The following is a 23,400-nucleotide window of genomic DNA, read 5'->3' as shown; positions in this document are numbered from 1 at the left end:
GAGTATTAAAGTGATTGAAAAAAGTTTGTATGACTTTTTGTGTGAAGAATTTAAAGATACTGATTATCAGATATTCCGAGGAGCGTTGCCAGTTAGGAGATACGGTGAAATTGACAAAAATACAGGACAGAAAAAGCCGTTTTTTCCTTGTGTGACATTAAGGGCTTTGAGTTCTAGGCAAGTTGCAGAAGGAATGGATAGCTATGATTGCGACGCTACTTTTGAAATAATAGTTGGTACTAAGAATGAAGATTATATTGATAATCTTTATAAAGGTGAAGAAATTAGAAGTAAACTTTTAACTAAAGTTTATGATGAAAGAGGATGGGCAATACGGGAAGATAAAGAATTTAAGTGTGATTTATATAGTGACGAGTTTGGAGATTTTATATTTTCAAGAATTACATTTACAGTTTGGGATTATCCTGTTGAGCCTGAAATTTTTAAGGAGGAATAATGGAAGATAAAAAGCAATATATTTATTTAGGAGATACGCTTGAATTTAAAGATATTAGATTTACAAAAGGTGTTATTTACTACAGTAATGAAGTGATCGAAGAAAAATTTGAGAAATATCCGCTTTTGAAAAGAACTTTGGTGGATGTTAATCAAGCTAGTGAAGCATTACAAAACGAAAAATTGCTTGAAACGGTAACACAGCAAATTAAAGACCAAATAAGGGAGGAGGCTGAATAATGGGTTATAAACACGGAACTTATCAAACTGAGACATCGAGTGATATATCACTACCAATAGTGCTTGATTATGGGCATTTTATTGTAGGGACTGCACCGATGAACAAAGTAAAAAGAGAAAACAGAAGAGCGAATGAGATTGTAAGATTAGGAACTTATAAAGAAGCTATTCAGTATTTTGGGGACACTTACGACTTAGATTTTTCAATTTCACAAGCTATAAAAGTGTTTTTTGAACTATATAAAGTAGCGCCACTTTATGTTGTGAATATCTTAGATCTTGAAAAGCATAAAACAGTTAAAAAGACTCAAAATGATTTGAGCTTAACAAATGGTAAAGTTGTTATTCCAAACCACAAACTTATAACAGATACATTGGTAGTAAAAGAAAATGCAACATCACAAGTTATTTCAGACGCTGTAACGATGTGGACGAATGAAGGACTCGAAATATATGCTAAACCGTCAAATGGCACTAAAATTGATATTGAATATGAAGAAATCGACTTATCAAAAGTAACGAAAGCACAGGCTTTAGGTGGATATGATATTTCAACGATGAAAAGAACAGGGCTAGAGTTATTAGATGAAGTTTTTTTAAAATATTCGGAATTACCAGCTTTCATTGATATTCCAGATTTTTCAAGCGATAGTGAAGTTGCTGCAATTATGCAAACAAAAGCTAAAAATATAAATGGGAATATGTTTGAGGCAGTTGCTTTGATTAATGCACCGATAGACAAGCCTTATGACCAAATTCCAAAATGGAAAGATGATAATAACGTTAACGGAAATGACCAAATTGTGTTATATGGAACACTGGGATTGGCTGGTAAAAAATATATTCAGTCTATTCAGTATGCTGCTTTGTCGTTATCGGTAGATAATGAAAATGGTGGAGTTCCATCACAAACTCCGTCTAATTATTTATATAAATGTGACAGTTTATATTGGAAAAATTCGAGTGGAAATCTTGAAGAGATAATCTTGGATAAAGAACAACAAGCTAACTTATTAAATAAAAACGGAGTAGTAACCGCTATTAATTTCAAAGGTTGGAAATGTTGGGGGTCTGAAACTGCACTTAATCCAATGGCAACAGATCCTAAGGACAAATTCATATATACTCGTAGAATGTTTAAGTATATAGGGAATGAATTGGTTATAAGTTATTTTGATAAAGTGGATAAGAAATTTTCTAAAAAATTAGCTGAAACAGTAACAAAATCAATGAATATTAGATTAAACGCTATTGTAGCTAGAAATGATTTATTGAGTGCAAATGCTGCTTTATCAGCTGAAGATAATGACACGATTAATGTCACAAATGGGGATATAACTTGGGTTATTAAATTGGGAGTAATTCCTGGTATGAAATCAGCAACATTTAAGAAAAAATATGACGCAGATGCATTAACTGAGTTTGCAAATAGTTTAGGAAAATAGGAGGATAAAGAATGGCTAAAAAGAAACTGCCTTTGGGAATCGTTGACGCTGACCTTTATGTCAATGGTTCGAATGCATTAGAAGGAGTTGGAGTAGTAGAACTTCCAAACGTTGAGTCTGCAACAATAACAACTGAACAATTTGGTATGGCTGCAGAATTTGAAGCTCCGCTAATTGGACATTACAAAAAAATGTCAGCTAAGGTCAAAATGGATAGTATGAATGATACATTATTAAATTTTAATAATAATGATTCAATCACATTAGAGTGTTTGGGAGCTTTACAAGAATTAGATAGAATGTCGCACTCGCCAAAAGTAACTGGTGCAGATGCAACATTGAAAGGATTTATCACAAAATTTGATGGTCCAAAAGTTGAGAACGGTAAGAAATTTGAAGGTTCATTTGATTTGAGTATAACTTATTACAAATTAATGATAAATGGTAAAACAATCATTGAAATTGATGTGTTGAATGGAATTTCAAATGTAAATGGAAGTTTAAATAATATCATAAGACAATTATTAGGACATATTTAGGAGGAATAGAATGATTATAAAATTAACAAAAGAATATGATTTAGGAAGTAAAAAATACAAAGAAATAGATTTGAAACTGGATAATTTGACAGGGGCAGATTTATTGGAATGTGGAAAAGATTATAAATCAAGAATGAAGTCTAATGCCGAAAACTTTAAAGATTTTGATGATGCTTGGGCTTTGACTGTAGCTGAAAAGGCATCAGGTATTAAATATGGGCATTTAATGACATTAGGCGCTGAAGACTTTTTAAAAGTGGTAAATCAAACTAAGAATTTTTTAGTAAAAGGTTGGGGAACGGACGAAGACAAGGACGAGAAAACTCCAACGGCGGAAGCGTAACAGATGACTTTTTAGACTTGATTACAGATTTATTGAGTGGGCTCAACTATTTTAAAATGAATATTAGTTATGAAACGCTTATGAAATGTACATTTGATGAGCTGGATTACTGGATAGCAAGGGCTAATAAATTGATTGAGGAAGAAAAGGCGAGGCAAGAAGAAAGCGAATAAAAGGGAGGAGGGAGGTAAATTGTGGCAAAAAATTTAGAGTTGAACATAGTTCTGGGTGCAGCAGTAGCCAGTGCTATTAGTGGAATGAGTCAAGTTGCAAATGCTTTAAAAAATACGACGAAATCTGTCAAAGAATTTGAAAAAGAAATCAAAAGCATGGAAAAAGCACAAAAAGCTTTTCAAAATATGGACAAAGCTCGTGATGGATTAAATAAAATTAATTCAGAGTACAAAAAAGCTTCTGAACATTTGCAAAAATTGAAAGCTGAATATGAAAGAACTGGGAGTAGTAATAAACAGTTAGCTAAGGAAATAGAACAGGCTGAAAAAAATGTTGGAAAATTGAATAAGCAAAAAGAACAACAACAACATGCATTTGAAGCTGCAAGAAGTAAGATAGAAGCTGAAGGCGCTAGTTTATCTAACTACAGAAACAAGGTCCAGGAAGTTGAAAAAGAAATTGAAAAAATGAATAAACTGAAAGAAGCTCAAAAAAGATATGATGCTAGGCAAGAAACTGTTGGTAAAATGAAAGACTTTGGGGATAAGCAAATAATGCAAGGTGTGGGAATGGCTGGAGCTTTGGCTGTTCCTGTTAAATTAGCAGTTGATTTAGAAAATGCTCAAGCAGACTTAAAAAAAGTTGCTGATTTTAGTTCAAAACAAATGGAAACAGGATTTTACAAAGCAATGAGAAACTTTAGCGAAAACAGTCCACTATCTCAAGTAGAATTATTTCAAATTGCAGGAGCAGGAGCTCAAGCGGGAATAAAAACAGATGAATTGGAAAGATATACTAAAGATGCGGCTAAAATTAAAGTTGCTTTTGACATGAATACTGAGGCAGCAGGGAACTTTTTGGCAAAAACAAGGGCACAATTAAATTTGGATCAGAACGGAGTAATGCAATATGCTAACGTAATTAACTATTTAGCGAATAATGTAGCGGCAACAGCTCCTGAAATAGCTGATATTTCAAGCAGAGTAGCTGGACTTGGTGGTATGGCTGGAATTTCCAAAGAAGGAGTTGCGGCATTAGGAGCGAGTTTAGTGTCTGTTGGAGTTCCATCGGAAGTTGCAGCAACAGGATTAAAAAATATATCATTGGGATTAATGGCTGGAACATCAGCAACTAAAAAGCAAGCAGCAGCCTTTAAATCGTTAGGATTAGATGTGGAAGACGTAGCTAAGAGAATGACAAAAGATGGAGAAGGAACATTAATTGATGTTTTCCAAAGAATTAAAAAGCTTCCCAAAGATGTTCAGGCAGCGACTCTAAAAGAGTTATTTGGTAAAGAATCTATCCAATCAGCCTCTGAATTAGCAAAACATATTGATGAAGTTGGGACAAATATAAAGAATGCTCATGACAAGATGAAAACATCAGGAAGTGTTGATGCAGAATATAATCAAAGATTGAAAACAATGGGGAATTCTTTTGATACTTTAAAAAATAGAGTTATAAATATGGGAGTAGATTTAGGTTCAGCGTTAGGACCAAGTTTAGTACAAGTTGCTAACTCTTTTGGTCCACTTATTTCAAAATTTGCTCAATTTATTCAAAAACATCCACAATTAACTACAAATATTTTAAAAGGTGTAGCAGTATTAGCCGCTTTTAAAATAGGAATTGGTGGATTGACGAAAGGTTTTGCCCCTTTATTTAGTGGTGTATCTAAAGGGATTCTAATATTTGATAAATTTAAGGCTGCTGGAAGTTTTGCTGAAGGATTTAAAACGGCATTTCCTGTTTTAACTAGAGTAATATCGTTAATTAAATCTATTGGATTGGCTATAAATAGTGCTTTTTTATCCAATCCTGTGGGACTTATTATTGTAGCGATTGTTGCTGTCATAACAATACTTGTGGTTTTATATAATAAATGTGCTTGGTTTAGAAATGGAGTGAATGCGATATTTAAAGCAGTAGCTAACTTTATAAAACAAGTCTGGCAAGGGATAAAGCCAACAGTAATGAATGTGATAACAGGAATAAAAAATATTGTTAAACAAGGTGTGGATTTTATCAAGCAAATTTGGCAGATCATAAAGCCAACAGTTATGGAAGTATGGAATGCTATTAAGGTGGTGGCAAGCGTTGTTATGCAAGGTATAGCGATTTATGTAAAAACCTATATAGCCGTTATAAAAGCTGTTTGGAAAGTGTTGCAACCAGTGGTAGTTGCTGTGTGGAACGTTATTAAAGTCGTGGTAGCTGTTGTAATTAAAGCAATAGTGATGTATGTAAAAATGTATATCAACATTATAAAAATGGCTTGGAAAGCGCTGTCAGTAGCTGTTAAAGTTATATGGACTGTAATAAAAACAATAATTTTAGCTGTAATTATAGCGATTGTAATTCAAATAAGAATACGAATTATGGTAATAAAGGCTATATGGAGAACTTTAGTTGCTGTTGCACGATTTGTATGGAATGCAATTAAAGGAGTGGTTATTGGAGTATGGAATGTTATAAAAAGCAAGGCAGTAGAATTGTGGAATAAAATAAAAACTGGGATTGAGGATGTTAAATCTTATTTTTCAACTAAGTGGAATGAAATGAAAACAAAGGCAACAGAAGTTTGGAATGGAATAAAAAGTGCTTTTGATACAGTTGCTGGTGGGCTAAAAAAAGCTATTGATGGAGTAGTTGATTATTTTAAGCAAAAATGGAACGATATAAAATCAGCAGTTGCAAATAACCCGATTTCAAACGGAATCAAAGGAATGTTAGGAATGAATGCTGCTGGAACAAACTATTGGAGCGGAGGACTTACAACAGTAGCAGAACGTGGAGCAGAATTAATTCAAATGCCAGGTAAACCAGCTTTCTTAGCAGAACATGAAATGTTATTAAATTTACCTCGTGGTACTCAAATCTTGAATAATCGTGAAACTAGAAATAGTTTTAGAGATAAAATTAGTGGACTAAAAGAGAGAATGTCAGGGCTTAGAAATAATGAAGGTTCGAGTGGCGGAGATGTTATCAATATTAGCATAACAGTAAATGGAAATGCTGATACAAGTGCAATTGAGAAAGCAGTAATGAGAGCATTGGCGAAAGCTAAAAATAAAAAAGAAAGGACGGCGTTTGGATAATGGCTAACGTTAGAGTTTACAGGACACAAAGTGGTGACACTTGGGATTTGATAGCTTATAGAGTTTACAGAAGTGAAGGCTATTATCATGACCTTGTTAGAAGTAATTTAGCTTTAATCGACATCGCCGTCTTTGACGCAAATGTTCCAATTATTCTTCCTGAAATTGCTGAAGAAAGTAATAATGATACAAGTTTGCCACCTTGGAAAAGGGGTGAATAGAAGTGGCTTTTGCTAGGAACATAAGAGTAATTGTTATTTTTAATAAAGTTGATATTTCTGATGAGATAGCCCATTCTATTTCATCTCTAAACTATACTGATAATTCTAAGAATGCAATAGATGACTTGGAGCTGGAACTGGAAAATTTAGATTATCGCTGGCTTAAAGAATGGTATCCTGACGAGAACGCTCAATTACTTGTTGGGATTCATGAAGAGCTGGAAAATGAAACTAATTTTTTGGATTTGGGAACGTTTTATGTAGATGAGCCAACTTTTGAAAATAACAGGCTTAATCTGAAATGCTTAGCTTTACCATTAGACCAGAATATTCGAGACCAAAAGAATAGTGTTGCTTGGGAAAGGATAACTCTAAAAGAGCTTGTTACACAGATTGCCAATAAGCATGAAATGAATGCGGAAATATATGCAGATAACGAATTTTTTGAAAGACTTGACCAAAATCAGGAAACAGATTTAGCTTTTATTAATAGAGTTGTTAAGGAAACTGGATTAAATATGAAGGTATCTGATGACAAGATAATCATTTTTGATGACGAAGAAATGGAAAAGAATGATACTGTTGAGCTTTTTAACATTAATGATGAAAGAATAAGAAGTTTCAGCTTGAAAAAGAAAAATAAGGAAATTTATGACAAAGTTGAAGTTTCCTATTATGATCCTGACAAGAAAAAAGTTATTAAGGAAATTATTACAAAAAAAGAGCTTGAAAAACGTAATCAAGTTACAACTGAAAGCTCAGAAGAAAAATCATCAGAAAATAAAAAATCAAAGAACAATAACAAATCTTCTAAAAACAAGAAGTCTAGCAAAAAGGTTAAATCCAAGAAAAAATAAGAGGTAAAAAATGAGTTATGCGTCTTTTAAAAAGGAAAAAAGTAAAAAAACAGGAAGTAAAAATTCTTCCAAAAAAGGAAAAACAGTTAAGGAATCGAAAGAGAAGTTAAAAAATAAAGCCGAAGGTAAAAAGGGCAGAAGTAAAAAAGAAAAAACTTTAAAAGTTAAGACGAAAGGGAAAAGTACAGCCAAGAAAGTAGCTAAAAAGACATTAAAAGAAAACATGAAACAGGAATTTCAGATAACTTTAAATGTTGATGGAAATACTAAATATTTGGCAGGAGCAATAATAGAACTAGATGAGAGCTGGGGAAAATTTGAAGGTAAATATGTAATAGATAAAGTAACGCATAATGTAACTGGTGACTACGCTTGTGAAATCAATGCTATGAAACTTGGAGCAAGAGAAAATGCCGAACAAAATGCGATTGCCCAGACTAAAGAGGAGCAACGGCAAAAAGAAGCAGAAAAACAGGCTAAATCTAAAGGCAGAAAAGGTAGAAGTGGTAAGAGTTCTAGCAAGAAAAGAGGACGAAAAGCTAGAAATAAGAAGAAGTAAATTATTTATAGGACAATTACAATTAAATATAATAACTGTGATGATACATTGACAAATTCCAAGAGGTGCAATATAATAGTTCTGTAGAGAACGGAAAGGAGGATATGTGGTAATGAACATAATCGAAAAAATTCATCTACTTGCCAGTATCTGTACAATATTACAATTTGTATATATGATATACAAAGAGTATAAAGACGGAAACGACAAGAAGAAATAACCAACAACGAGGCTATGGTTGCCAAACCCTCTAGCCTTTTCTCTACACTTTAATAAAAAAATAGAAAGAGGTAGCTATTATGTATGAAAAAATACAACTGGTATTATCAATAACGATAATAATTTTATTCTGCACTTTCTGGACTATAAAGTTTATAAAATGGAAAAAAAGCAAAAAAAAATAAGCCCAACAACGAGGGCTTGAACATAATCGAATTTTATTTGATTATATTATAGCATATTTTGGAAAAAAGTCAATATAAAAACTATTATCACAGTTATTAATTTAGCTGTGATTTTTTTGTTACAAAAAGTGATAAGGCAGGTGGTTAAATTGATTGAAACATTAAAAGCAGGAGAAGTAAGTGCGATAGATTCAAAAACTGGAAAAGTAAGAGTGTTGTTAAAGGGCGATGATGATAAAACAACGGACTGGCTTAATGTGTTAGTTCCTTATTCTGAAAGCCACAGTGATAATTATACACTTGGACTAGGACAGACTGTTTATTGCTTATTTTTTTCAGAAATGCCTGAACAGGGAGTTGTGCTTGGTTGTCCTATGCGTGGTGCTTCTAGTAGCGAGAGTGAAGTAAAAAAGACTTTTTCTGATGGCGGAAGCTGGAGCTACGATAAAAATACGTTGACTTTGAATATTGGCAAGATTTTAATTAATGGAGATTTAGAAGTCAGTGGAACTACAAAAACTGGTGGAAGCATTAATCTTAATACACATAAACATGATGGAGTAACTGCTGGCGGAGATATGACTGGAGGTCCGCAATGATAGGAAGTTTTGGAGATGTAATTTTTGAAGCGTCAGAAGATCAGATTGTATCGCTTAATAATCAAATAAGCAGATCATACAAGGCTAAAATATCGGAACATCAAGCAATTTACGGTCCTGGAATGTTAAGATTCCAAGGTAGAGATTTACTAGAAGTTAGTTTTACAATGACTTTGGTATCATCTTTAATACAACAGACTACTTTGAAAGAAGAACTAGATACAATCAAGCAAATGCTTGAGCTTGGAGAATATGCTAATCTAGTCTTTGGTGGTCAAGTATTTGGCGAATACCCTTTTTTGATAACAGAATTATCAGAAGAAAGCAGTTATTTTAACAAAGAAGAGGGTGGATTTGATGTTGTTAAGTTGAATATTACGCTTAAAGAGTATATTAAAAATCCTAAGTTGTATAATCAATTAATTGAACAAAGAAAAATACAAAAAAATCAGCAAGTCACTGAAGAGAATCAAGATGACATCGAGAATGAGCAGAAGGAGGCTGTAAATAATGATAACAGTAAATAGTTCTGAAGAAATAAATTATAATCCGAAGAACACTTTAGAAGAAGTAGTTACAAACGTAGGAATGATTTTAAGAGTTTGCAAAGAAGAACAGCCACTCAATCGAGATTTTGCATTTGACAGTGATTTGATTGATAAGAACATTAATGTTGTGCAGAATAGGGTCACAAGCCACTTGACTAAAATTATAAGAGAATACGAGCCAAGGGCTGTTTTAAGACAAACTAGAATCATTATGAAAGATACATATAATAATGATTTTGACATTGAATTAGGAATTGAGGTGGTAAACATTGAGTGAACAGATAGATGAAAATTATGAAATTATAGATGCTGATTCATGGAAACTTAAAAGAGATATGATTGATAAATTTCAGGAATTAAGTGGAAGAAAGCTTACAGAATCAAGCCCAGAGACATTGATTTTTGAAACAGTAGCGTATTTATTTGGATTAAGAGAAGAAAAATACAACGATGAAATGAAACAGAATTATTTAAGATTTGCAAGAAATGAGCGGCTAGATTTGAAAGGAGAGTTTTACGGAAATAGAGGTAAAAGACTTGTAGAACAACCAGCCGTGGCGACATTTAGATTTTATATTACTGATATTCAAGTAACGGATATAATAATTCCGAAAGGGTCAAGGATTCAATACAATGAGTTGTATTTTTCAACAGATGAACAATATAAAATAGAGAAAGGCGATTTATATGTAGATGGAATCGCAACTTGCAACACATCAGGAACTGTTGGAAATGATATTCCAGTCGGACAAATTAACACGATGGTCGACATTTTTCCACATTACGATAAAGTCGAGAACATTACAGCATCAAATAATGGAGCTGAAATAGAGCAAGACGATAATTATAGAGCTAGAATCAGAGAAATCCCTGAATCGTTTACAACAGCTGGAAGTAAAGGAGCTTATGAATTTTGGGCTAAGTCGACAAGTACGAATATTGTTGATGTTGTAGCGTATAGTCCAAGTGCAACAAATGTGGATATTTATGTTTTAACTGATTCTCTGACACTAACAAATGAGCTAAAAAAGAGAATTGAAGAAATGCTGAATACTGATAATATAAGACCTCTAACGGATAATGTAACAGTAAAACAGGCAATAAAAACATCATACACAATTGATTTTGACTACTACATTGATAAATCTAATGAAACGCTTGTAAATGTTATTAAAAATAATGTTGAAAAAGCCGTGAAAGATTTTAAGATTTGGCAACAAAATAAAATGGGCAGAGATATTAATCCAGACGAGCTTATAAAGTTACTAAAATTAGCTGGAGTAAAAAGAGTTGTATTAAGAAGTCCAACATTTAGAGTTTTAGATTTTAATGAAATAGCAGAGAATACAAGTGTTACAAGCAATTATTTAGGAGTTGAAAATATATGATAACTATTGATGATTTAAAATTAACTGATATAGCAGCAAAATCAACTTTGAATGATAAAACGACGCATTGGATATATGAATCAATAAATTTTGCTATCAAAAAGAAGCATGAAGCGATTAAAAGAAAATTTTTTTTGGAGTTATCAGAGTTAAATGATGTAGAATTAGATTTTTTGATGTGGGAATATCATGTTGATTACATTGATTCTAATATCACAAGAGATACTAAAATAAAATTAATAAAAAGGTCTGTTTTTTCACACTTTAACAAAGGGACTGTAGGCGGAATTAAAGAAATATGTGAAATATTATTTAATGGAAACGTTGAAATAATAGAATGGTTTAAATATGGAGGAAATCCTGGATATTTTAAAGTAAATACAGATGGGAATTTATCAGATTATGAAGGCTACAAGAAAATAATTGAAGTTGTAGAGCAGTATAAAAATATTCGTTCTTGGCTTGAAGGAATAAGGCTTTTAAGAAAAGAAGAAAAGACAAATTATTATGGTTTCGTTGAAAAAAATAAAAAGAAATATTACTTGAACTCAACTGACATAAATATTCCAAATGAAATTATAACAGAAAATTTTGGAACAGTACACAGAACAAGAGTTCTAAGAGAAATAAGATAGGAGGTAAATTATGGCAAAATTTAATGGATTTATTTTAACGGAAAAAGGAAGAGAACTATTAGCAAAAGGATTGGCAGGAGAAACAATAACATTCACTAAAATGGGGATAGGAGATGGAACATCATTAACTTCTGAAAGAGAAAGGACAGCATTAGTCAATCAAATCACAACATTGCCAATTTTAAATATAAACGTAAAAAGAAATGGAACTTGTGAAATTAACGCTTTATTGACTAATAAATCAGTAACAACAGGGTTTTATATCAAAGAGTTAGGAATATTTGCACACGGAAATGATAACGTTGAAATACTTTATGCTTACAATATTTCGACTAGTCCAGATTTTGTGCCGCCTTTTTCGGCTAACAATGTCGTAGAGATTGAATATGTAGATACGATTATTGTAGATCAAGTGGCAAATGTGACGGCTATTATTGACCCAAGCATAACATATATTACTAAAAAATATGCGGATGAAAATTATTTATTTAGTTCGAGATTAGCTGAAATTCTAGGATTGCAATTTGGCGGAAATATTCAGGACACAGGAAACAAAGTAAAAGGGAAATTTTACTTTGATAGTGTGACTAAGTTCTATTATGAATGTATAGAGAATACAAATTTGACATATAACGATGCTACAAAATTTAGGGCAATAAGCAATAAGCCAATTTCAGATAGGGTAGAAGGGTTATTAGAAATCGGAAATAATCACATTAAATTTTCAAATGGGATTATTCTAGGATTTGGAACTTGCATAGCAAGTCCAGCAGGAACTATGAACAATTACGGAACAAATTTAGGGGGGATTGTTTCCTTGGTACTCACTGTAAATGGAGGTGCCTATATAGCTTCAGGAGAAACAATAAGTGGAACAGCATTTAAAGCTAGAACAAATGCTCCTGGAAGCGTTTCTGCGTCTTACTTAGCTATTGGGAAATGGAGATAGTGAGTATAAAAAATAAGCTGTTAGAAATTCGTAAAAAGGCATAATTTTAGCAGTAAATAGTAAAGAAATGGAGTGATAAAAATGACAGTAATTTACATTTATTTAATTGCAACAATGGAGTGCATAGCACGACCGACAGTTACAACAGCAGAGGAATTTAAAAAAAATCCAAGTTTATTTTATCCTGACTGGAATGAAGAAACAATGAAATCCTCAACATCGTTACTTTCGAATCCAGTCATTGATTCAAAAACTGGAGAACTTAGAGAAATGAGCGAAATAGAAAAACTGAAGTCCGGAAAAACAACTTTATCAGATGGAAGTTATTTAGATGAAGTTAATGAAACAATCGTAACAATTGCAAAGCCGAACGAATGGAGTGTATGGGATAAAAACTCGCACGCTTGGAAAGTTGACAATGATTTATTAAATGCAAAATTAAAAGAATTAAGAGAAAAAGCATTAAAAAACTTAGCAGAAGCTAAATCAAACTTTTTGAATCAGCCGCTTGAAATCGAAAAAAACAGCAAAAAATATACTTTTGAGAATAATGAAAAAAATAGGAATAGTTTATCATTAAAAATGTCTTTAATGTGGACTTTAGAACAAGACAAAATTGAAAAAGTAAAAGTTTTAAATGATAAAGGATTAGTTGAATTTATCGAATTGAATCGAGTTGAATTAAAAGTTTTGGCTAAAAAGATTCAGGATATTTTAGAAATTGCTGACATGGCGGAACAAATGGCGGTAGTGGGAATCAGTAGATATAACATTGAACAAATGTTAGAGTTAAATGTAAGCGATTTTTTTCAAAATTAATTAAGAGGAGTAATTTGAATGAATATAGAAAAATTGATATGCACAGAAATAGAATTGGATGGTAAAAAATATAAAGTTGTTGGAGTGAAATTTGAAGAAGACAACATAATATTGAATGTTGAAGAAATAAAGGAAGTGATGTAGATGGATAGATTTGACAAAATTTTCAACTTTACGTTGTCTGTCGAGGGTGGCTATACCAACGACAAAAATGATAAGGGTGGAGAAACAACTTGGGGAATTACAAAAGAGGAAGCAAGAAAGAATGGCTATCGTGGTTCTATGAAAGATTTAACGAAAGAGTTTGCCAAAAAAATATTGGAAAAAGACTATTACCTGAAAAATCGTTTGAATGAAGTAAAAAATGACAAGATTGCATTATCAATATGTGACTGGAGTTTTAACTCAGGAAAATGGGCAACTAAAAAGGCACAGGTAACGTTAAACAAATATTTTGGTTATGATTTAGTTGTAGACGGTATTTTTGGAAGCAAGACTATAAAAGCCTTGAATGAAGTGGAAGAACAAGGAAAGTCAGAAGAATTTTTGAAAGAATATCACGACATACAGAGAAAATTTTATCATTCTGTAGTCGAATATAATCCAACTCAGAAAGATTTTTTGACTGGGTGGTTGAATCGTGTTGACAGAAAAGAAAAATATTTAAAGGAGATGGTGTAAGATGAAAAAAATTTGTATAATAATTGGGCACGGCGGAAATGATTGCGGAGCAATTAACCCTTATACAAAAGAGACTGAGCTTGCTTATAATATCGAACTTGCTGATATGCTTATGGAAGCATTAAAAAATGAGTATGAAGTCGTAAAATATAACAGGGGATATAACAAGGTTGAAAATATTGAGATAGTCAACGGCTACAAATCAGACTTGATTTTATCACTGCATTGTAATTCATTTGATGGAATTGCTTCAGGAACAGAGGCACTTTACTGGCATTCAAGTGAAAAATCTAAAAAATTAGCAGAGATATTAAGTAAAAATATTTCCGAAACTTTTGGAATTCATAACAGAGGAGCAAAACCAAGAGTTACAAACGAAATTAAAAAGCGAAATCCTGTCAAGTTTAAGGATATGGAAACGAGGGGTAGCTATTTGCTATATAAAACCAATGCACCTTGCAACATTATTGAACCGTTTTTCATAGATAACAATAGCGATTTGAAGCTCGGAAAACAGAAAAAGCAAGAATATGTGGAAGCTATAAAAAAATCTATAAAAGAATATTTTGAAGGAGTGATGTAAAATGAACATGATAACAACAGTATTAAATCAATTTGGAGCAAATTTAACAAATTTAGTGGCGGTAGCATTAGCCGGACTGATAGCAAGGGGATTATCTTTAATTGTAATTAATGGGCATAAGTATTTGCTTAAAAGAAAAATATCTAAATATGTACTTAAGTTTATTCCGCAGGGAATAGCTTACGGAGACATGCTGAAAGGCATAAAGCCAAATCATGAAAGACTGGTTCAGGCTGTTCTAACTGTTCAAAATAGAGTTCTGAAAATGTTCCCTGAAAAACAGAGACCAACAATAGATAGATTGATAGATGAAAATGCTATCGCAAGGGAAATAGAAAGAAAGTTGAACGAGTACAAGCAGGAGGGTTTAGCAAAGCCGACAGCAGTGGAAGAATAAAAGCTACTGTCGGAGAGAAAATAGAAAAAGTAACTGAACAGGCTACGGAAAAAGCAATTGATAAGGTAATTGAAAAGGTAGTGGAGAGTGGAAAACTCTCTGCTACTGACAATAATAAACTGAACTTCAATGTGATTGATTATAAGCGTGACTACAGTCGAAGTAATATATATGCTGATATAAATTACCGTGATAATTTCAGAGGAGACAGAGAATTGCTTGCCAGAGCTGGGTTCGTTTATTATTTTGATAGAAAGTAGGAATAGCAATGCAGTTAAAGGAACTTATATTGTACATAGAAAACCATGGGATTTCAATAGTATTTATGTGTCTGACAATAATTATACTCTACCGTTCTGTAGTTCCTTTCATGAAAGAAGCTCTTGAAACACAGAAAGAAATGAAGAAGTTTATGCAGAGTATGAACATGAATACTATGAGAGGAAAAGGGCTTGAGATGGTATTAAACTTTACATCTCAAGGGCTAAGATGGAGCTTGCAGAAGAGAATAGTTCAGTATATCGTAGATAATAATATCAGCCTTAACTGGATAATAATATTAAGGGAAATAGACCTGAAAATAGAAGAAAAGAAACATGAAATATATACAGATTTAAGAGATATAATTGACAAAGCTGTATTAAAAGTGTTTATGACAATTTTAGATGAAGAACTCACTGAAACTAAAAATCTCATAATTGCTCTACTTGAAGACTTAAAAGAGCATGGTAAACAAGATAAATCACTCTATGTGACAGCAGAAAGAAGTGTAGAAACACATTTTGAACATTTTGAAAATAGAATGTATAACAAGATAAAAGATTTGTTGAATTAGGATACTTTATGTATCCTTTTTTTAAAAAAATACAGTATTTATACATATCGCGAAATGCTTATTTATAAGGATTACAAGTAATCGTAATAGGGGTATTTTAAGGTATATTTTTTGCAGAAATTACCATTATTTTTAAATTTTGAAAAAAATAAAAATATTTTATCAAAAACGCTTTCGTTTTACATAAAAATATGTTACTATACATATGTAAGAGGGAGATAGAAAGGTGGTGGACAATGAAAAGAAAATTAAGTCGAAAGGAAAAAGAAAGGAGGCGAAAAAAAGAGGACTTAAAACAAGTCCTCGAAATAATCAAATTGTTAGCAGAAATCATACTCGCAATATTGACGATACTAACAATTTTAATAAAAGGGCTTTTTAAATAAAGCCCTCCCCCTTAGGGGACGACTTAATTATATCTTTTTATAAAGATTATGTCAAATAACAATTTATGGATAATATTTGCATTGGTAAATGGATATTTTGCTTTTGCAGGACAAAAAAAATATACTGTAGCAAGAACAATAAGCTTAATAGCATGTATATTAAGTCTAATAATGTTTTTCTTAAGATAGGAGAGTGACTATGGAAAAAAAAGAAACCAGGGGGGCTAAAAAAGGCAGACCAAAGCCCCTGGGGAGTGGAAGAAAAAAAACATTAGAGCCAAAACGTGATAAAGTCTTTACTGTAAGATTTACAGTAAAGGAACTGGAGTTTATAAACAACAAATTAAAAAAGGTGGGTGGAAGCAAACCTGACGCATTACTTAAATTACTGAATTATAAAGACGAAAAATAGAAAATATACTTTATATTCAAAAAAAATTTGTTTTTTTTAGAAAAATTTGTTATACTTTATTAAACAAAATTAGGAGGAAATTTTTATGAAAAAACATTTACAAGACTTTATAAACGGGATTGCAGATATTGTTTATTCTCCTGAAATATCGTTAAAAAAAAGTAATTCTAATTTTGAAAAAAATGATTTAAAAGCATTACAGTCAGATTGGGAAAAAGTTGGGAATGATATAAGAAATGCAATGTCTGAATATGATAAACAATACAAAGTAGGTAAATAGAATGTCTAAGAGAAAAACAAATAAACCACCAGTGTCCCAAACTTCAAAAATTGGAACAAGAGCAGTTGCTAAAAGTGTTTCTTTCCGTTCTGCCCCTATACCAACAGTTGAAGAATTACAAGGATATGAAAATATTCAAGAGGGATTAGCAAGCAGAATTGTAGCAATGGCAGAAAATCAACAGAAAAACAGACAAAAAATAGAATTACAGGAGTCAGAGAGTTTTCAGAAATGTCAAGAAAAGTTAGTTAATGGAGCAGTAACATATAGAATTTTAGGACAGGTAATAGGTGGAATAGTAGTTTTATCTGCTCTAATAGGTGGGATATATCTGTTAAGTATAGGGCGTAATTTAGCAGGATATGTAACTATGTTAGGAGCTATAGGTGGATTAGCTATTTCTGTAGGTTTAAGAAATAAAGATGAAAATAAAAATCAATCAGAAGAAGAACAGTAAAATCTGTTCTTTTTCTTTTAAAATATATTTGTGGTATTGATAGAGAATTTTTATTTTATCAATCAGGGGGCAAAAAAGGGGCAAATTTTTAAAAAATTATTATTTTCTTGCATTTTTTGCTAAATGCTTGTATAATAAAAGACAATAAAAATAACTATAAATAATAGTAATAAAAAATATAATGATGTTTGGGAAAATCCATCTCTAAAAAAAACCTTTTGGAAACACATATTATTCAAAAGGATAGTGTGTGTTTTTTATTTGTCTAAAAAAATAGGGAAAATTTAATTAAATAAAAAATAAAAATTATAAGGAGGAAAATTTTGGAATTTTTTAGAAACTTTCAGTTTGGAGTAAATGAATTAATGTGGTTAGGATATTTGTTACTTAATTTTACAGCGGTTATCTTGGCTTATAGATTTTGGGGAAAGGCAGGATTGCTTTCAATTGTACCACTTTCAATAGTTATCGCAAATATTCAGGTTGGGAAGATGATGACCTTGTTTGGTGTGGATACGACAATGGGAAATATTGCATTCGGTGGGATTTATTTAGCATCAGATATCCTTTCTGAAAATGAAGGGAAGAAGTATGCTAGAAAAGTAGTTTCACTAGGATTTGCCTCAATGCTGTTTACAACTTTTATTATGCAAATTGTCCTAAAAATACAGGTAGCACCGTCTGACACCATGCAAGGGGCTTTGAGTCAAGTGTTTGGATTTATGCCAAGACTGGCAATAGCAAGTGTAACTGGATTTGCGGCTTCACAGGCATTTGACATCTGGTCTTATCAGGCAATCAGAAAATTGCGTCCGGGCTTTAAAGATATTTGGATTAGAAATAATGCAAGCACTATGTTAAGTCAAATACTTGATAATATAGTATTCTCGTTTATGGCATTTTTAGGAGTTTATTCAATGAAAGAAATAATTGTAATTATATTTTCAACTTATTTCCTAAAAGTAGTAATTGCATTATTGGATACACCGTTTGTATATATTGCAACAATTTGGAAAAATAACGGAAAAGTAAGTGAAGACTAATGAAAAGGAATAAAAATGATAAGATATAGTGTAATAAAAGAAAAAAATCCTAGAGAAATAGTACTTTTAAAAGGATTCAGCTGTGCATATGGAAAATGTGCATTTTGTAATTATATTTTGGATAATACAGATGATGAAGAGGAAATGAACAGAGTAAATTTGGAGGCGATTAATCAGATTACTGGTGAAAAAGGAGTTTTACAGGTTATAAACTCTGGCTCTGTTTTTGAACTGAACGATTTTACGCTTTCTAAAATTAAGGAAGTTTGCAGTGAGAAAAATATAAAAATATTGTATTTTGAAGCGTATTTTGGGTATATAAACAGGCTTAATGAAATTAGGGAATATTTTAGTGAGCAGGAAGTGCGGTTTGCTATTGGAATGGAAACTTTTGATAATGAATTTAGAACAAAAGTGCTTACCAAAAATTTTATTACAAATGATAAAGTTTTGGAAAAAATAAAAAAAGAATATAAGATGGGACTTTTTATGATTTGTATAAAAGGGCAGACAAAAGAAATGATTTTACAAGATATAGAACTTGCTCAGGAGTATTTTGATGAAATAGCCTTAAGTGTATTTGTGAATAATGATACAAAAGTGGAGCGGGATGAAGAACTTGTAAAATGGTTTTTGACAGAAATTTATCCAGAGTTAAACAAAAAGAAGAATATTGAAATTCTTGTGGACAATAAAGATTTTGGAGTATATGTACAATAAAAAAGGGGGAGTTATTCCCCTTTATTTTTTGAAACTCCAATTCCGTTTTCAAACATATCAATTTCATTTTCCAGTTCCTTTAAATCGCTTCGGACATAATGCTCATTGTCAGTTCCAAGTCTAAAAGTACGAATCAGTGGATTATTTTTATGATTTACTTCAAACATGTATTCTTCCACAACCATTTTTTTCCGATTGTTAGTCAAATCATCTTCAAAATCTATAACAAGTGTCACATTCAAATCAGAAAGTTCACTAATATCTATCCCTTTTTCATTCACTAAATAGTTCAAAATACTTTGCTTTATTACAAATTCAAGTTCTTCTTCAATTATTTCACGTGGTTTTTCAATATTTTGCGTTAAGTATAAAATAGCTTTATCTAAAAAAATCATATTTATTCCTCCTTTGATAATTATATTTTTTATTATATCATAATTATTAATGTTAAATCCAATATTTAAAAAAATTTTAGAAATTCAATAAGATATTTAAATATAAAAATAGTTTTAAAGTTCAGATTAAGTATTATAACTGCTTTATTTAAATATAGTTTTTCCTTATTAAATTAGTTAAATTTTGAGAAAAAGAAAATATAATATAAGTGAAATTAATAAAAATAATTATTAATTTAATAAGATATACTAAATTTTTACATTATCAATTTTAAAAAAAAGTAGAAAAAAAAGCAAAAATGATTTATAATATAGCGAAGTAATAATAATTTTAATAATTTAAAGTTATTGGAATATATAAATAGATATTTATTAAAATATAAAATAGGAGAAGATATGGCTAGAAAAATTAGTATAGAAGCCGATAGCTTGAAAAAGATATATAAAAACAGGGAAGTTGTAAAAAGTGTGAGCCTGTCGATGGAAAAGGGTGAAGTTGTAGGACTTCTTGGGCCTAATGGAGCAGGAAAGACGACTACCTTTTATATGATTACGGGGATTGTAAGGCCTAATCATGGCAGAGTAATGTATAACGGGGAAGAAATTACAAATTTGCCGATGTATAAGAGAGCTAGGCTTGGGCTTGGTTATTTGCCACAGGAGGCATCTGTCTTTAGGAACTTGACTGTGGAGGAAAATATTGTATCGGTTCTTGAAATGCGAGGAGTCAATAAAAAAGAAAGAATTGCCACAATGGAAAATCTTATCGAAGAATTTAAATTATCTCATGTAGCAAAAAGCTTGGGATATGCACTTTCTGGAGGGGAACGTAGACGTGTGGAGATTGCTAGAACTATTTCTACAAATCCAGATTTTATACTGCTTGATGAGCCTTTTGCGGGAGTAGATCCGATTGCGGTTGAGGATATTCAGAATATAATAATGCAGTTAAAGGAACGTGGGCTTGGAATACTGATTACCGATCATAACGTGCGTGAAACCTTGAGAATTACGGAAAGAGCTTATATAATGGCGGAAGGTACAATTCTGATTGCAGGAACAGGACAGCAGATTGCAAATGACGAAACAGCGAGAAGGGTTTATCTGGGTGATAACTTCAAGTTAGATTAGAAAATTAAAAATAATAATTTTACAATAATAAAATAAAGATACAATAGGAAAGGAGCGGGATTGTTTCAACAATCTCAAACAAATAATGACAGGAAATGAAATAAGAAAAAGTTTTGTAGATTTTTTTAAATCAAAAGAGCATAAGCATTTTGAAAGTGCATCGCTTATACCAGACGATAAGAGCTTATTGTTAACAGTAGCAGGAATGGTACCGTTTAAGCCATTCTTTTTAGGAGAAAAGGAGGCACCATTTAAAAGAATCACTACTTATCAAAAATGTATTAGAACTAATGACTTGGAAAATGTAGGAAGAACGCCTAGACATCATACATTTTTTGAAATGTTAGGTAATTTCTCGTTTGGAGATTATTTTAAAAAGGAAGCTATTGAATGGTCTTGGGAGTATATAACGAAAGTATTGAAACTGGAAGAGGACAGACTTTGGGTATCTGTGTATAAAACAGATGATGAGGCTTATGAAATTTGGAACAAGGAAATTGGAGTGCCAGCAGAAAGAATTGTTAGGCTTGGAGAAGAGGATAACTGGTGGGCAGCAGGACCTGTGGGATCTTGCGGGCCTTGTAGCGAAATTTATTACGATACTCAGAATATGGGAAAAAATAATGAAGAAGCTGACAGAAAGCCAGGAGATGACGGAGATAGATTTTTAGAAATCTGGAATTTGGTATTTACTGAATGGAACAGGCTTGAAGATGGTTCACTTGTGCCTCTTCCAGAAAAAAATATTGACACAGGGGCAGGACTTGAAAGAATTGCTTCAGTTGTACAAAACAAGGATAATAACTTTGATACTGATTTGTTTACAAATATTACAAAAGGGATAAAATCTGTACTTGAAATTCAAGGAAATGAAAATGAGGAAGCAATAAAAATTATTGCCGATCACGTTAGAGCCTCTGTATTTTTGATTGGAGATGGGGTATTGCCGTCAAATGAAGGACGTGGATATATTTTAAGAAAAATTATAAGACGTGCTTTTGGAGCTGGAAGTTCTGCAAAACAGAAAGTTTTTGAAAAAGAAGATATATTTCTTTATAAATTAGTGCCTTACGTTCTTGAAACAATGAATGAAGCATATCCAGAGTTAGCGGAAAAGCAGGAATATATCGAAAAAGTTATAAGACTGGAAGAAGAAAGATTTGCAACAACTTTGAAAAATGGAACTGAAATGCTGGAAGAAGAAATTCAGAAATTAAAAGCGGAAAATCAGAAAGAATTGCCGGCTGAACTGACTTTCAAACTGTATGATACTTTTGGATTCCCGTTTGAACTTACAAAACTAATTTTGGAAAATCAAGGATTTGAAGCATCGGAAGAAGAATTTGAGAAAAAGCTGGCAGAACAGGTGCAACGTTCAAAGGACAGCAGAACAACAATTTCTGATATGATAAAAGATGAATTTATAGATGAGTTTTTTGAAAAACATGGGAAAACAGAATTTACTGGATATTTACAAAATTTTGAGGGAAAAAGCACTCTTTTACATATTGCCAAAAGTGAAGGAATTTCAGGATATGAGATGATTTTTGATAAAACTCCGTTTTATGCTGAATCTGGAGGGCAAGTTGCTGATACAGGAATTATCACTTCTGGAGAATTTGAAGGAAAAGTTGTAAACGTGGTTAAAAAACACGATGTCTTTATTCATCAGGTTGAAATCACAAGGGGAATTGCTCCAGCGGTAGGCGTAGAAGTGAAATTGCAAATTGATGTAAACCGTAGAAAAGATATTCAGAGAAATCATACAGCTACACATATTTTACACAAAGTTTTAAGAGAAAATCTAGGAACACATGTAGAGCAGTCTGGATCACTTGTGGATGATGAAAAATTAAGATTTGACTTTTCACATTACGAAGCAATCAATCCAGAAATGATTCAAAAAATTGAAAAAGGTGTAAATGACATTATTTTATCAAATTTACAGGTAAAAATAAATTACGAAAATATTGAAGATGCAAAAGCAAGAGGGGCGATGGCATTATTTTCAGACAAATATGGAGATATAGTTCGTGTTGTTGAAATTGACGGATATTCTATTGAGCTTTGCGGAGGAACACACGTTAAATCAACTGGAGAAATAGGGTTATTCAATATTGAATCTGAAAGCGGAATTGCTTCAGGAACACGTAGAATTACAGCTACAACTGGATATAAAAGTTTAAGTTATGTAAATAGGCTTGAAGATAAAATAAAGGAAATATCTGATATTTTTAGAACAGATGAAAAAAATGTTGTCGATATTATCGAAAAATATATTGGAGATATGAAAGCGGCAGTAAAAGTGCATGAAGAAATGCAAACAAAACTTGTAAAATATGAAATTAATGAAATGCTTGAAAATGTTGAAGCAGTAAATGGTGTGAAAGTGCTAAAATCTTCATTTGAAGATAAAAATGTTGATGAACTGAAAGAGATTGTAGACAGAGGAAAAGAAAAAATGCAGTCTGGAATCATTATTTTGGGAACAAATAACAATGGAAAGGCAGTTTTTGTAGTTGGAGTTACAAAAGACTTGATTTCAAAAGTGAAGGCTGGAGAAATAGTAAAAGTTGCAGCACAAGTCGCTGGCGGAAACGGTGGAGGACGTCCTGATTTTGCACAGGCTGGTGGAAAAGATGGAAGTGCTGTAAAAGAAGCTGTTGAAAAAGCATTTGAATTTGTAACTGAAAAATTATAATAAATTTACTTTTAGATATACAGGTTTAGATTTTTACTAAAGCAGATGTTATTAAGTAAGGGGGTAATCTCCCCCTTTCAAGATAATCTAAAAAATAATTTTATT

General features: G+C 31.8%; 31 protein-coding genes. 30 read left to right on the top strand and 1 reads right to left on the bottom strand.

Annotated elements, in window-relative coordinates; all coding sequences use genetic code 11:
- Positions 1-10: 10 nt before the first annotated feature.
- The 28 genes from FVE75_RS08185 to FVE75_RS08055 all read left to right on the top strand — a co-directional run bounded on the left by FVE75_RS08185 (position 11) and on the right by FVE75_RS08055 (position 19,068).
- Positions 11-457, top strand: a complete 447-nt coding sequence (locus FVE75_RS08185) for a hypothetical protein (protein ID WP_026745292.1) — start codon at positions 11-13, stop codon at positions 455-457.
- Positions 457-696 carry a hypothetical protein gene (locus FVE75_RS08180; protein WP_147006018.1) on the top strand — a complete coding sequence of 80 codons (240 nt, stop codon included), beginning with the start codon at positions 457-459 and terminating at the stop codon, positions 694-696. Before FVE75_RS08185 ends, FVE75_RS08180 begins: the two co-directional genes overlap by 1 nt.
- Complete coding sequence (locus FVE75_RS08175; RefSeq protein WP_147006017.1) at positions 696-2,141, top strand: phage tail sheath protein; 1,446 nt, start codon at positions 696-698, stop codon at positions 2,139-2,141. The genes FVE75_RS08180 and FVE75_RS08175 overlap by 1 nt, the downstream gene beginning before the upstream one ends.
- An 11-nt stretch (positions 2,142-2,152) precedes the next feature.
- Positions 2,153-2,680 (top strand): phage major tail tube protein, encoded by a 528-nt coding sequence (locus FVE75_RS08170; protein WP_018450282.1) that lies wholly within the window; start codon positions 2,153-2,155, stop codon positions 2,678-2,680.
- Positions 2,681-2,690: 10 nt separating this feature from the next.
- The gene (locus FVE75_RS08165; RefSeq protein WP_147006016.1) at positions 2,691-3,023 is read left to right on the top strand and encodes a hypothetical protein; all 333 of its coding nucleotides are present in this window, start codon (positions 2,691-2,693) and stop codon (positions 3,021-3,023) included.
- 194 nt (positions 3,024-3,217) lie between these two features.
- Entirely contained in the window at positions 3,218-6,295 is a 3,078-nt protein-coding gene (locus tag FVE75_RS08155) for a phage tail tape measure protein (protein ID WP_147006014.1), read from the top strand.
- On the top strand, positions 6,295-6,516 hold the full coding sequence (locus tag FVE75_RS08150) for a tail protein X (protein ID WP_147006013.1): 222 nt from the start codon (positions 6,295-6,297) through the stop codon (positions 6,514-6,516). The genes FVE75_RS08155 and FVE75_RS08150 overlap by 1 nt, the downstream gene beginning before the upstream one ends.
- 2 nt (positions 6,517-6,518) lie before the next feature.
- Positions 6,519-7,373, top strand: a complete 855-nt coding sequence (locus FVE75_RS08145; RefSeq protein WP_147006012.1) for a phage late control D family protein — start codon at positions 6,519-6,521, stop codon at positions 7,371-7,373.
- A gap of 10 nt (positions 7,374-7,383) precedes the next feature.
- The gene (locus tag FVE75_RS08140) at positions 7,384-7,932 is read left to right on the top strand and encodes a hypothetical protein (RefSeq protein ID WP_147006011.1); all 549 of its coding nucleotides are present in this window, start codon (positions 7,384-7,386) and stop codon (positions 7,930-7,932) included.
- A 544-nt stretch (positions 7,933-8,476) separates the two neighbouring features.
- Complete coding sequence (locus FVE75_RS08135; protein WP_232052511.1) at positions 8,477-8,935, top strand: phage baseplate protein; 459 nt, start codon at positions 8,477-8,479, stop codon at positions 8,933-8,935.
- Positions 8,932-9,462, top strand: coding sequence for a phage tail protein (locus FVE75_RS08130; protein WP_147006009.1), 531 nt, complete (start codon positions 8,932-8,934; stop codon positions 9,460-9,462). Before FVE75_RS08135 ends, FVE75_RS08130 begins: the two co-directional genes overlap by 4 nt.
- A complete protein-coding gene (locus FVE75_RS08125; RefSeq protein ID WP_147006008.1) occupies positions 9,446-9,760 on the top strand; it encodes a hypothetical protein in 315 nt (104 codons plus the stop codon). The genes FVE75_RS08130 and FVE75_RS08125 overlap by 17 nt, the downstream gene beginning before the upstream one ends.
- Entirely contained in the window at positions 9,753-10,871 is a 1,119-nt protein-coding gene (locus FVE75_RS08120; protein ID WP_147006007.1) for a baseplate assembly protein, read from the top strand. The genes FVE75_RS08125 and FVE75_RS08120 overlap by 8 nt, the downstream gene beginning before the upstream one ends.
- Positions 10,868-11,506 (top strand): phage tail protein I, encoded by a 639-nt coding sequence (locus tag FVE75_RS08115; protein ID WP_026745304.1) that lies wholly within the window; start codon positions 10,868-10,870, stop codon positions 11,504-11,506. Before FVE75_RS08120 ends, FVE75_RS08115 begins: the two co-directional genes overlap by 4 nt.
- 10 nt (positions 11,507-11,516) lie before the next feature.
- A complete protein-coding gene (locus tag FVE75_RS08110) occupies positions 11,517-12,455 on the top strand; it encodes a phage tail-collar fiber domain-containing protein (protein ID WP_232052510.1) in 939 nt (312 codons plus the stop codon).
- An 81-nt stretch (positions 12,456-12,536) separates the two neighbouring features.
- Positions 12,537-13,274 carry a hypothetical protein gene (locus FVE75_RS08105; protein ID WP_147006006.1) on the top strand — a complete coding sequence of 246 codons (738 nt, stop codon included), beginning with the start codon at positions 12,537-12,539 and terminating at the stop codon, positions 13,272-13,274.
- Positions 13,275-13,292: 18 nt separating this feature from the next.
- Entirely contained in the window at positions 13,293-13,418 is a 126-nt protein-coding gene (locus tag FVE75_RS11760; RefSeq protein WP_269447643.1) for a hypothetical protein, read from the top strand.
- Positions 13,419-13,955, top strand: coding sequence for a glycoside hydrolase family 108 protein (locus FVE75_RS08100; protein ID WP_232052509.1), 537 nt, complete (start codon positions 13,419-13,421; stop codon positions 13,953-13,955).
- A gap of 1 nt (position 13,956) precedes the next feature.
- Positions 13,957-14,538, top strand: coding sequence for an N-acetylmuramoyl-L-alanine amidase family protein (locus FVE75_RS08095; RefSeq protein ID WP_147006005.1), 582 nt, complete (start codon positions 13,957-13,959; stop codon positions 14,536-14,538).
- Between the two features lies 1 nt (position 14,539).
- The gene (locus tag FVE75_RS08090; RefSeq protein WP_147006004.1) at positions 14,540-14,935 is read left to right on the top strand and encodes a hypothetical protein; all 396 of its coding nucleotides are present in this window, start codon (positions 14,540-14,542) and stop codon (positions 14,933-14,935) included.
- A gap of 80 nt (positions 14,936-15,015) precedes the next feature.
- Complete coding sequence (locus tag FVE75_RS08085) at positions 15,016-15,195, top strand: hypothetical protein (protein WP_147006003.1); 180 nt, start codon at positions 15,016-15,018, stop codon at positions 15,193-15,195.
- 8 nt (positions 15,196-15,203) lie between these two features.
- On the top strand, positions 15,204-15,770 hold the full coding sequence (locus tag FVE75_RS08080) for a hypothetical protein (RefSeq protein WP_172618802.1): 567 nt from the start codon (positions 15,204-15,206) through the stop codon (positions 15,768-15,770).
- A gap of 236 nt (positions 15,771-16,006) precedes the next feature.
- A complete protein-coding gene (locus tag FVE75_RS10965) occupies positions 16,007-16,156 on the top strand; it encodes a hypothetical protein (RefSeq protein ID WP_172618801.1) in 150 nt (49 codons plus the stop codon).
- 199 nt (positions 16,157-16,355) lie between these two features.
- Positions 16,356-16,568, top strand: a complete 213-nt coding sequence (locus FVE75_RS08075; protein ID WP_147006001.1) for a hypothetical protein — start codon at positions 16,356-16,358, stop codon at positions 16,566-16,568.
- Between the two features lie 85 nt (positions 16,569-16,653).
- Positions 16,654-16,848 carry a hypothetical protein gene (locus FVE75_RS08070; RefSeq protein ID WP_147006000.1) on the top strand — a complete coding sequence of 65 codons (195 nt, stop codon included), beginning with the start codon at positions 16,654-16,656 and terminating at the stop codon, positions 16,846-16,848.
- 1 nt (position 16,849) lies between these two features.
- A complete protein-coding gene (locus FVE75_RS08065) occupies positions 16,850-17,305 on the top strand; it encodes a DUF2335 domain-containing protein (protein WP_147005999.1) in 456 nt (151 codons plus the stop codon).
- Between the two features lie 323 nt (positions 17,306-17,628).
- The gene (locus FVE75_RS08060; protein WP_147005998.1) at positions 17,629-18,348 is read left to right on the top strand and encodes a queuosine precursor transporter; all 720 of its coding nucleotides are present in this window, start codon (positions 17,629-17,631) and stop codon (positions 18,346-18,348) included.
- Between the two features lie 15 nt (positions 18,349-18,363).
- A complete protein-coding gene (locus FVE75_RS08055; protein WP_147005997.1) occupies positions 18,364-19,068 on the top strand; it encodes a radical SAM protein in 705 nt (234 codons plus the stop codon).
- Between the two features lie 11 nt (positions 19,069-19,079).
- Here FVE75_RS08055 and FVE75_RS08050 read toward each other — a convergent pair whose 3' ends face one another.
- Complete coding sequence (locus FVE75_RS08050; RefSeq protein ID WP_147005996.1) at positions 19,080-19,463, bottom strand: hypothetical protein; 384 nt, start codon at positions 19,461-19,463, stop codon at positions 19,080-19,082.
- 396 nt (positions 19,464-19,859) lie between these two features.
- On the opposite strand from FVE75_RS08050, the gene lptB reads away from it, so the two are divergent.
- The gene (gene lptB / locus FVE75_RS08045; protein ID WP_026748294.1) at positions 19,860-20,594 is read left to right on the top strand and encodes an LPS export ABC transporter ATP-binding protein; all 735 of its coding nucleotides are present in this window, start codon (positions 19,860-19,862) and stop codon (positions 20,592-20,594) included.
- A gap of 85 nt (positions 20,595-20,679) precedes the next feature.
- Positions 20,680-23,295, top strand: coding sequence for an alanine--tRNA ligase (gene alaS / locus FVE75_RS08040; RefSeq protein ID WP_147005995.1), 2,616 nt, complete (start codon positions 20,680-20,682; stop codon positions 23,293-23,295).
- Positions 23,296-23,400: the final 105 nt, after the last annotated feature.

Source organism: Leptotrichia hongkongensis (genome assembly GCF_007990635.1).
Taxonomy (GTDB): Bacteria; Fusobacteriota; Fusobacteriia; order Fusobacteriales; family Leptotrichiaceae; genus Leptotrichia; species Leptotrichia hongkongensis.
This window is presented reverse-complemented; position numbering and strand designations above follow the sequence as displayed.

What these genes read in the sequence shown, in the direction of transcription:
- FVE75_RS08180 (WP_147006018.1), top strand. Translation starts at nt 457, where the DNA reads ATGGAAGATAAAAAGCAATATATTTATTTAGGAGATACGCTTGAATTT.
- FVE75_RS08175 (WP_147006017.1), top strand. Translation starts at nt 696, where the DNA reads ATGGGTTATAAACACGGAACTTATCAAACTGAGACATCGAGTGATATA.
- FVE75_RS08170 (WP_018450282.1), top strand. Translation starts at nt 2,153, where the DNA reads ATGGCTAAAAAGAAACTGCCTTTGGGAATCGTTGACGCTGACCTTTAT.
- FVE75_RS08165 (WP_147006016.1), top strand. Translation starts at nt 2,691, where the DNA reads ATGATTATAAAATTAACAAAAGAATATGATTTAGGAAGTAAAAAATAC.
- FVE75_RS08150 (WP_147006013.1), top strand. Translation starts at nt 6,295, where the DNA reads ATGGCTAACGTTAGAGTTTACAGGACACAAAGTGGTGACACTTGGGAT.
- FVE75_RS08140 (WP_147006011.1), top strand. Translation starts at nt 7,384, where the DNA reads ATGAGTTATGCGTCTTTTAAAAAGGAAAAAAGTAAAAAAACAGGAAGT.
- FVE75_RS08130 (WP_147006009.1), top strand. Translation starts at nt 8,932, where the DNA reads ATGATAGGAAGTTTTGGAGATGTAATTTTTGAAGCGTCAGAAGATCAG.
- FVE75_RS08125 (WP_147006008.1), top strand. Translation starts at nt 9,446, where the DNA reads ATGATAACAGTAAATAGTTCTGAAGAAATAAATTATAATCCGAAGAAC.
- FVE75_RS08115 (WP_026745304.1), top strand. Translation starts at nt 10,868, where the DNA reads ATGATAACTATTGATGATTTAAAATTAACTGATATAGCAGCAAAATCA.
- FVE75_RS08110 (WP_232052510.1), top strand. Translation starts at nt 11,517, where the DNA reads ATGGCAAAATTTAATGGATTTATTTTAACGGAAAAAGGAAGAGAACTA.
- FVE75_RS08105 (WP_147006006.1), top strand. Translation starts at nt 12,537, where the DNA reads ATGACAGTAATTTACATTTATTTAATTGCAACAATGGAGTGCATAGCA.
- FVE75_RS11760 (WP_269447643.1), top strand. Translation starts at nt 13,293, where the DNA reads ATGAATATAGAAAAATTGATATGCACAGAAATAGAATTGGATGGTAAA.
- FVE75_RS08100 (WP_232052509.1), top strand. Translation starts at nt 13,419, where the DNA reads ATGGATAGATTTGACAAAATTTTCAACTTTACGTTGTCTGTCGAGGGT.
- FVE75_RS08095 (WP_147006005.1), top strand. Translation starts at nt 13,957, where the DNA reads ATGAAAAAAATTTGTATAATAATTGGGCACGGCGGAAATGATTGCGGA.
- FVE75_RS08090 (WP_147006004.1), top strand. Translation starts at nt 14,540, where the DNA reads ATGAACATGATAACAACAGTATTAAATCAATTTGGAGCAAATTTAACA.
- FVE75_RS08080 (WP_172618802.1), top strand. Translation starts at nt 15,204, where the DNA reads ATGCAGTTAAAGGAACTTATATTGTACATAGAAAACCATGGGATTTCA.
- FVE75_RS10965 (WP_172618801.1), top strand. Translation starts at nt 16,007, where the DNA reads ATGAAAAGAAAATTAAGTCGAAAGGAAAAAGAAAGGAGGCGAAAAAAA.
- FVE75_RS08075 (WP_147006001.1), top strand. Translation starts at nt 16,356, where the DNA reads ATGGAAAAAAAAGAAACCAGGGGGGCTAAAAAAGGCAGACCAAAGCCC.
- FVE75_RS08070 (WP_147006000.1), top strand. Translation starts at nt 16,654, where the DNA reads ATGAAAAAACATTTACAAGACTTTATAAACGGGATTGCAGATATTGTT.
- FVE75_RS08065 (WP_147005999.1), top strand. Translation starts at nt 16,850, where the DNA reads ATGTCTAAGAGAAAAACAAATAAACCACCAGTGTCCCAAACTTCAAAA.
- FVE75_RS08055 (WP_147005997.1), top strand. Translation starts at nt 18,364, where the DNA reads ATGATAAGATATAGTGTAATAAAAGAAAAAAATCCTAGAGAAATAGTA.
- FVE75_RS08050 (WP_147005996.1), bottom strand. Translation starts at nt 19,463, where the DNA reads ATGATTTTTTTAGATAAAGCTATTTTATACTTAACGCAAAATATTGAA.
- lptB (WP_026748294.1), top strand. Translation starts at nt 19,860, where the DNA reads ATGGCTAGAAAAATTAGTATAGAAGCCGATAGCTTGAAAAAGATATAT.
- alaS (WP_147005995.1), top strand. Translation starts at nt 20,680, where the DNA reads ATGACAGGAAATGAAATAAGAAAAAGTTTTGTAGATTTTTTTAAATCA.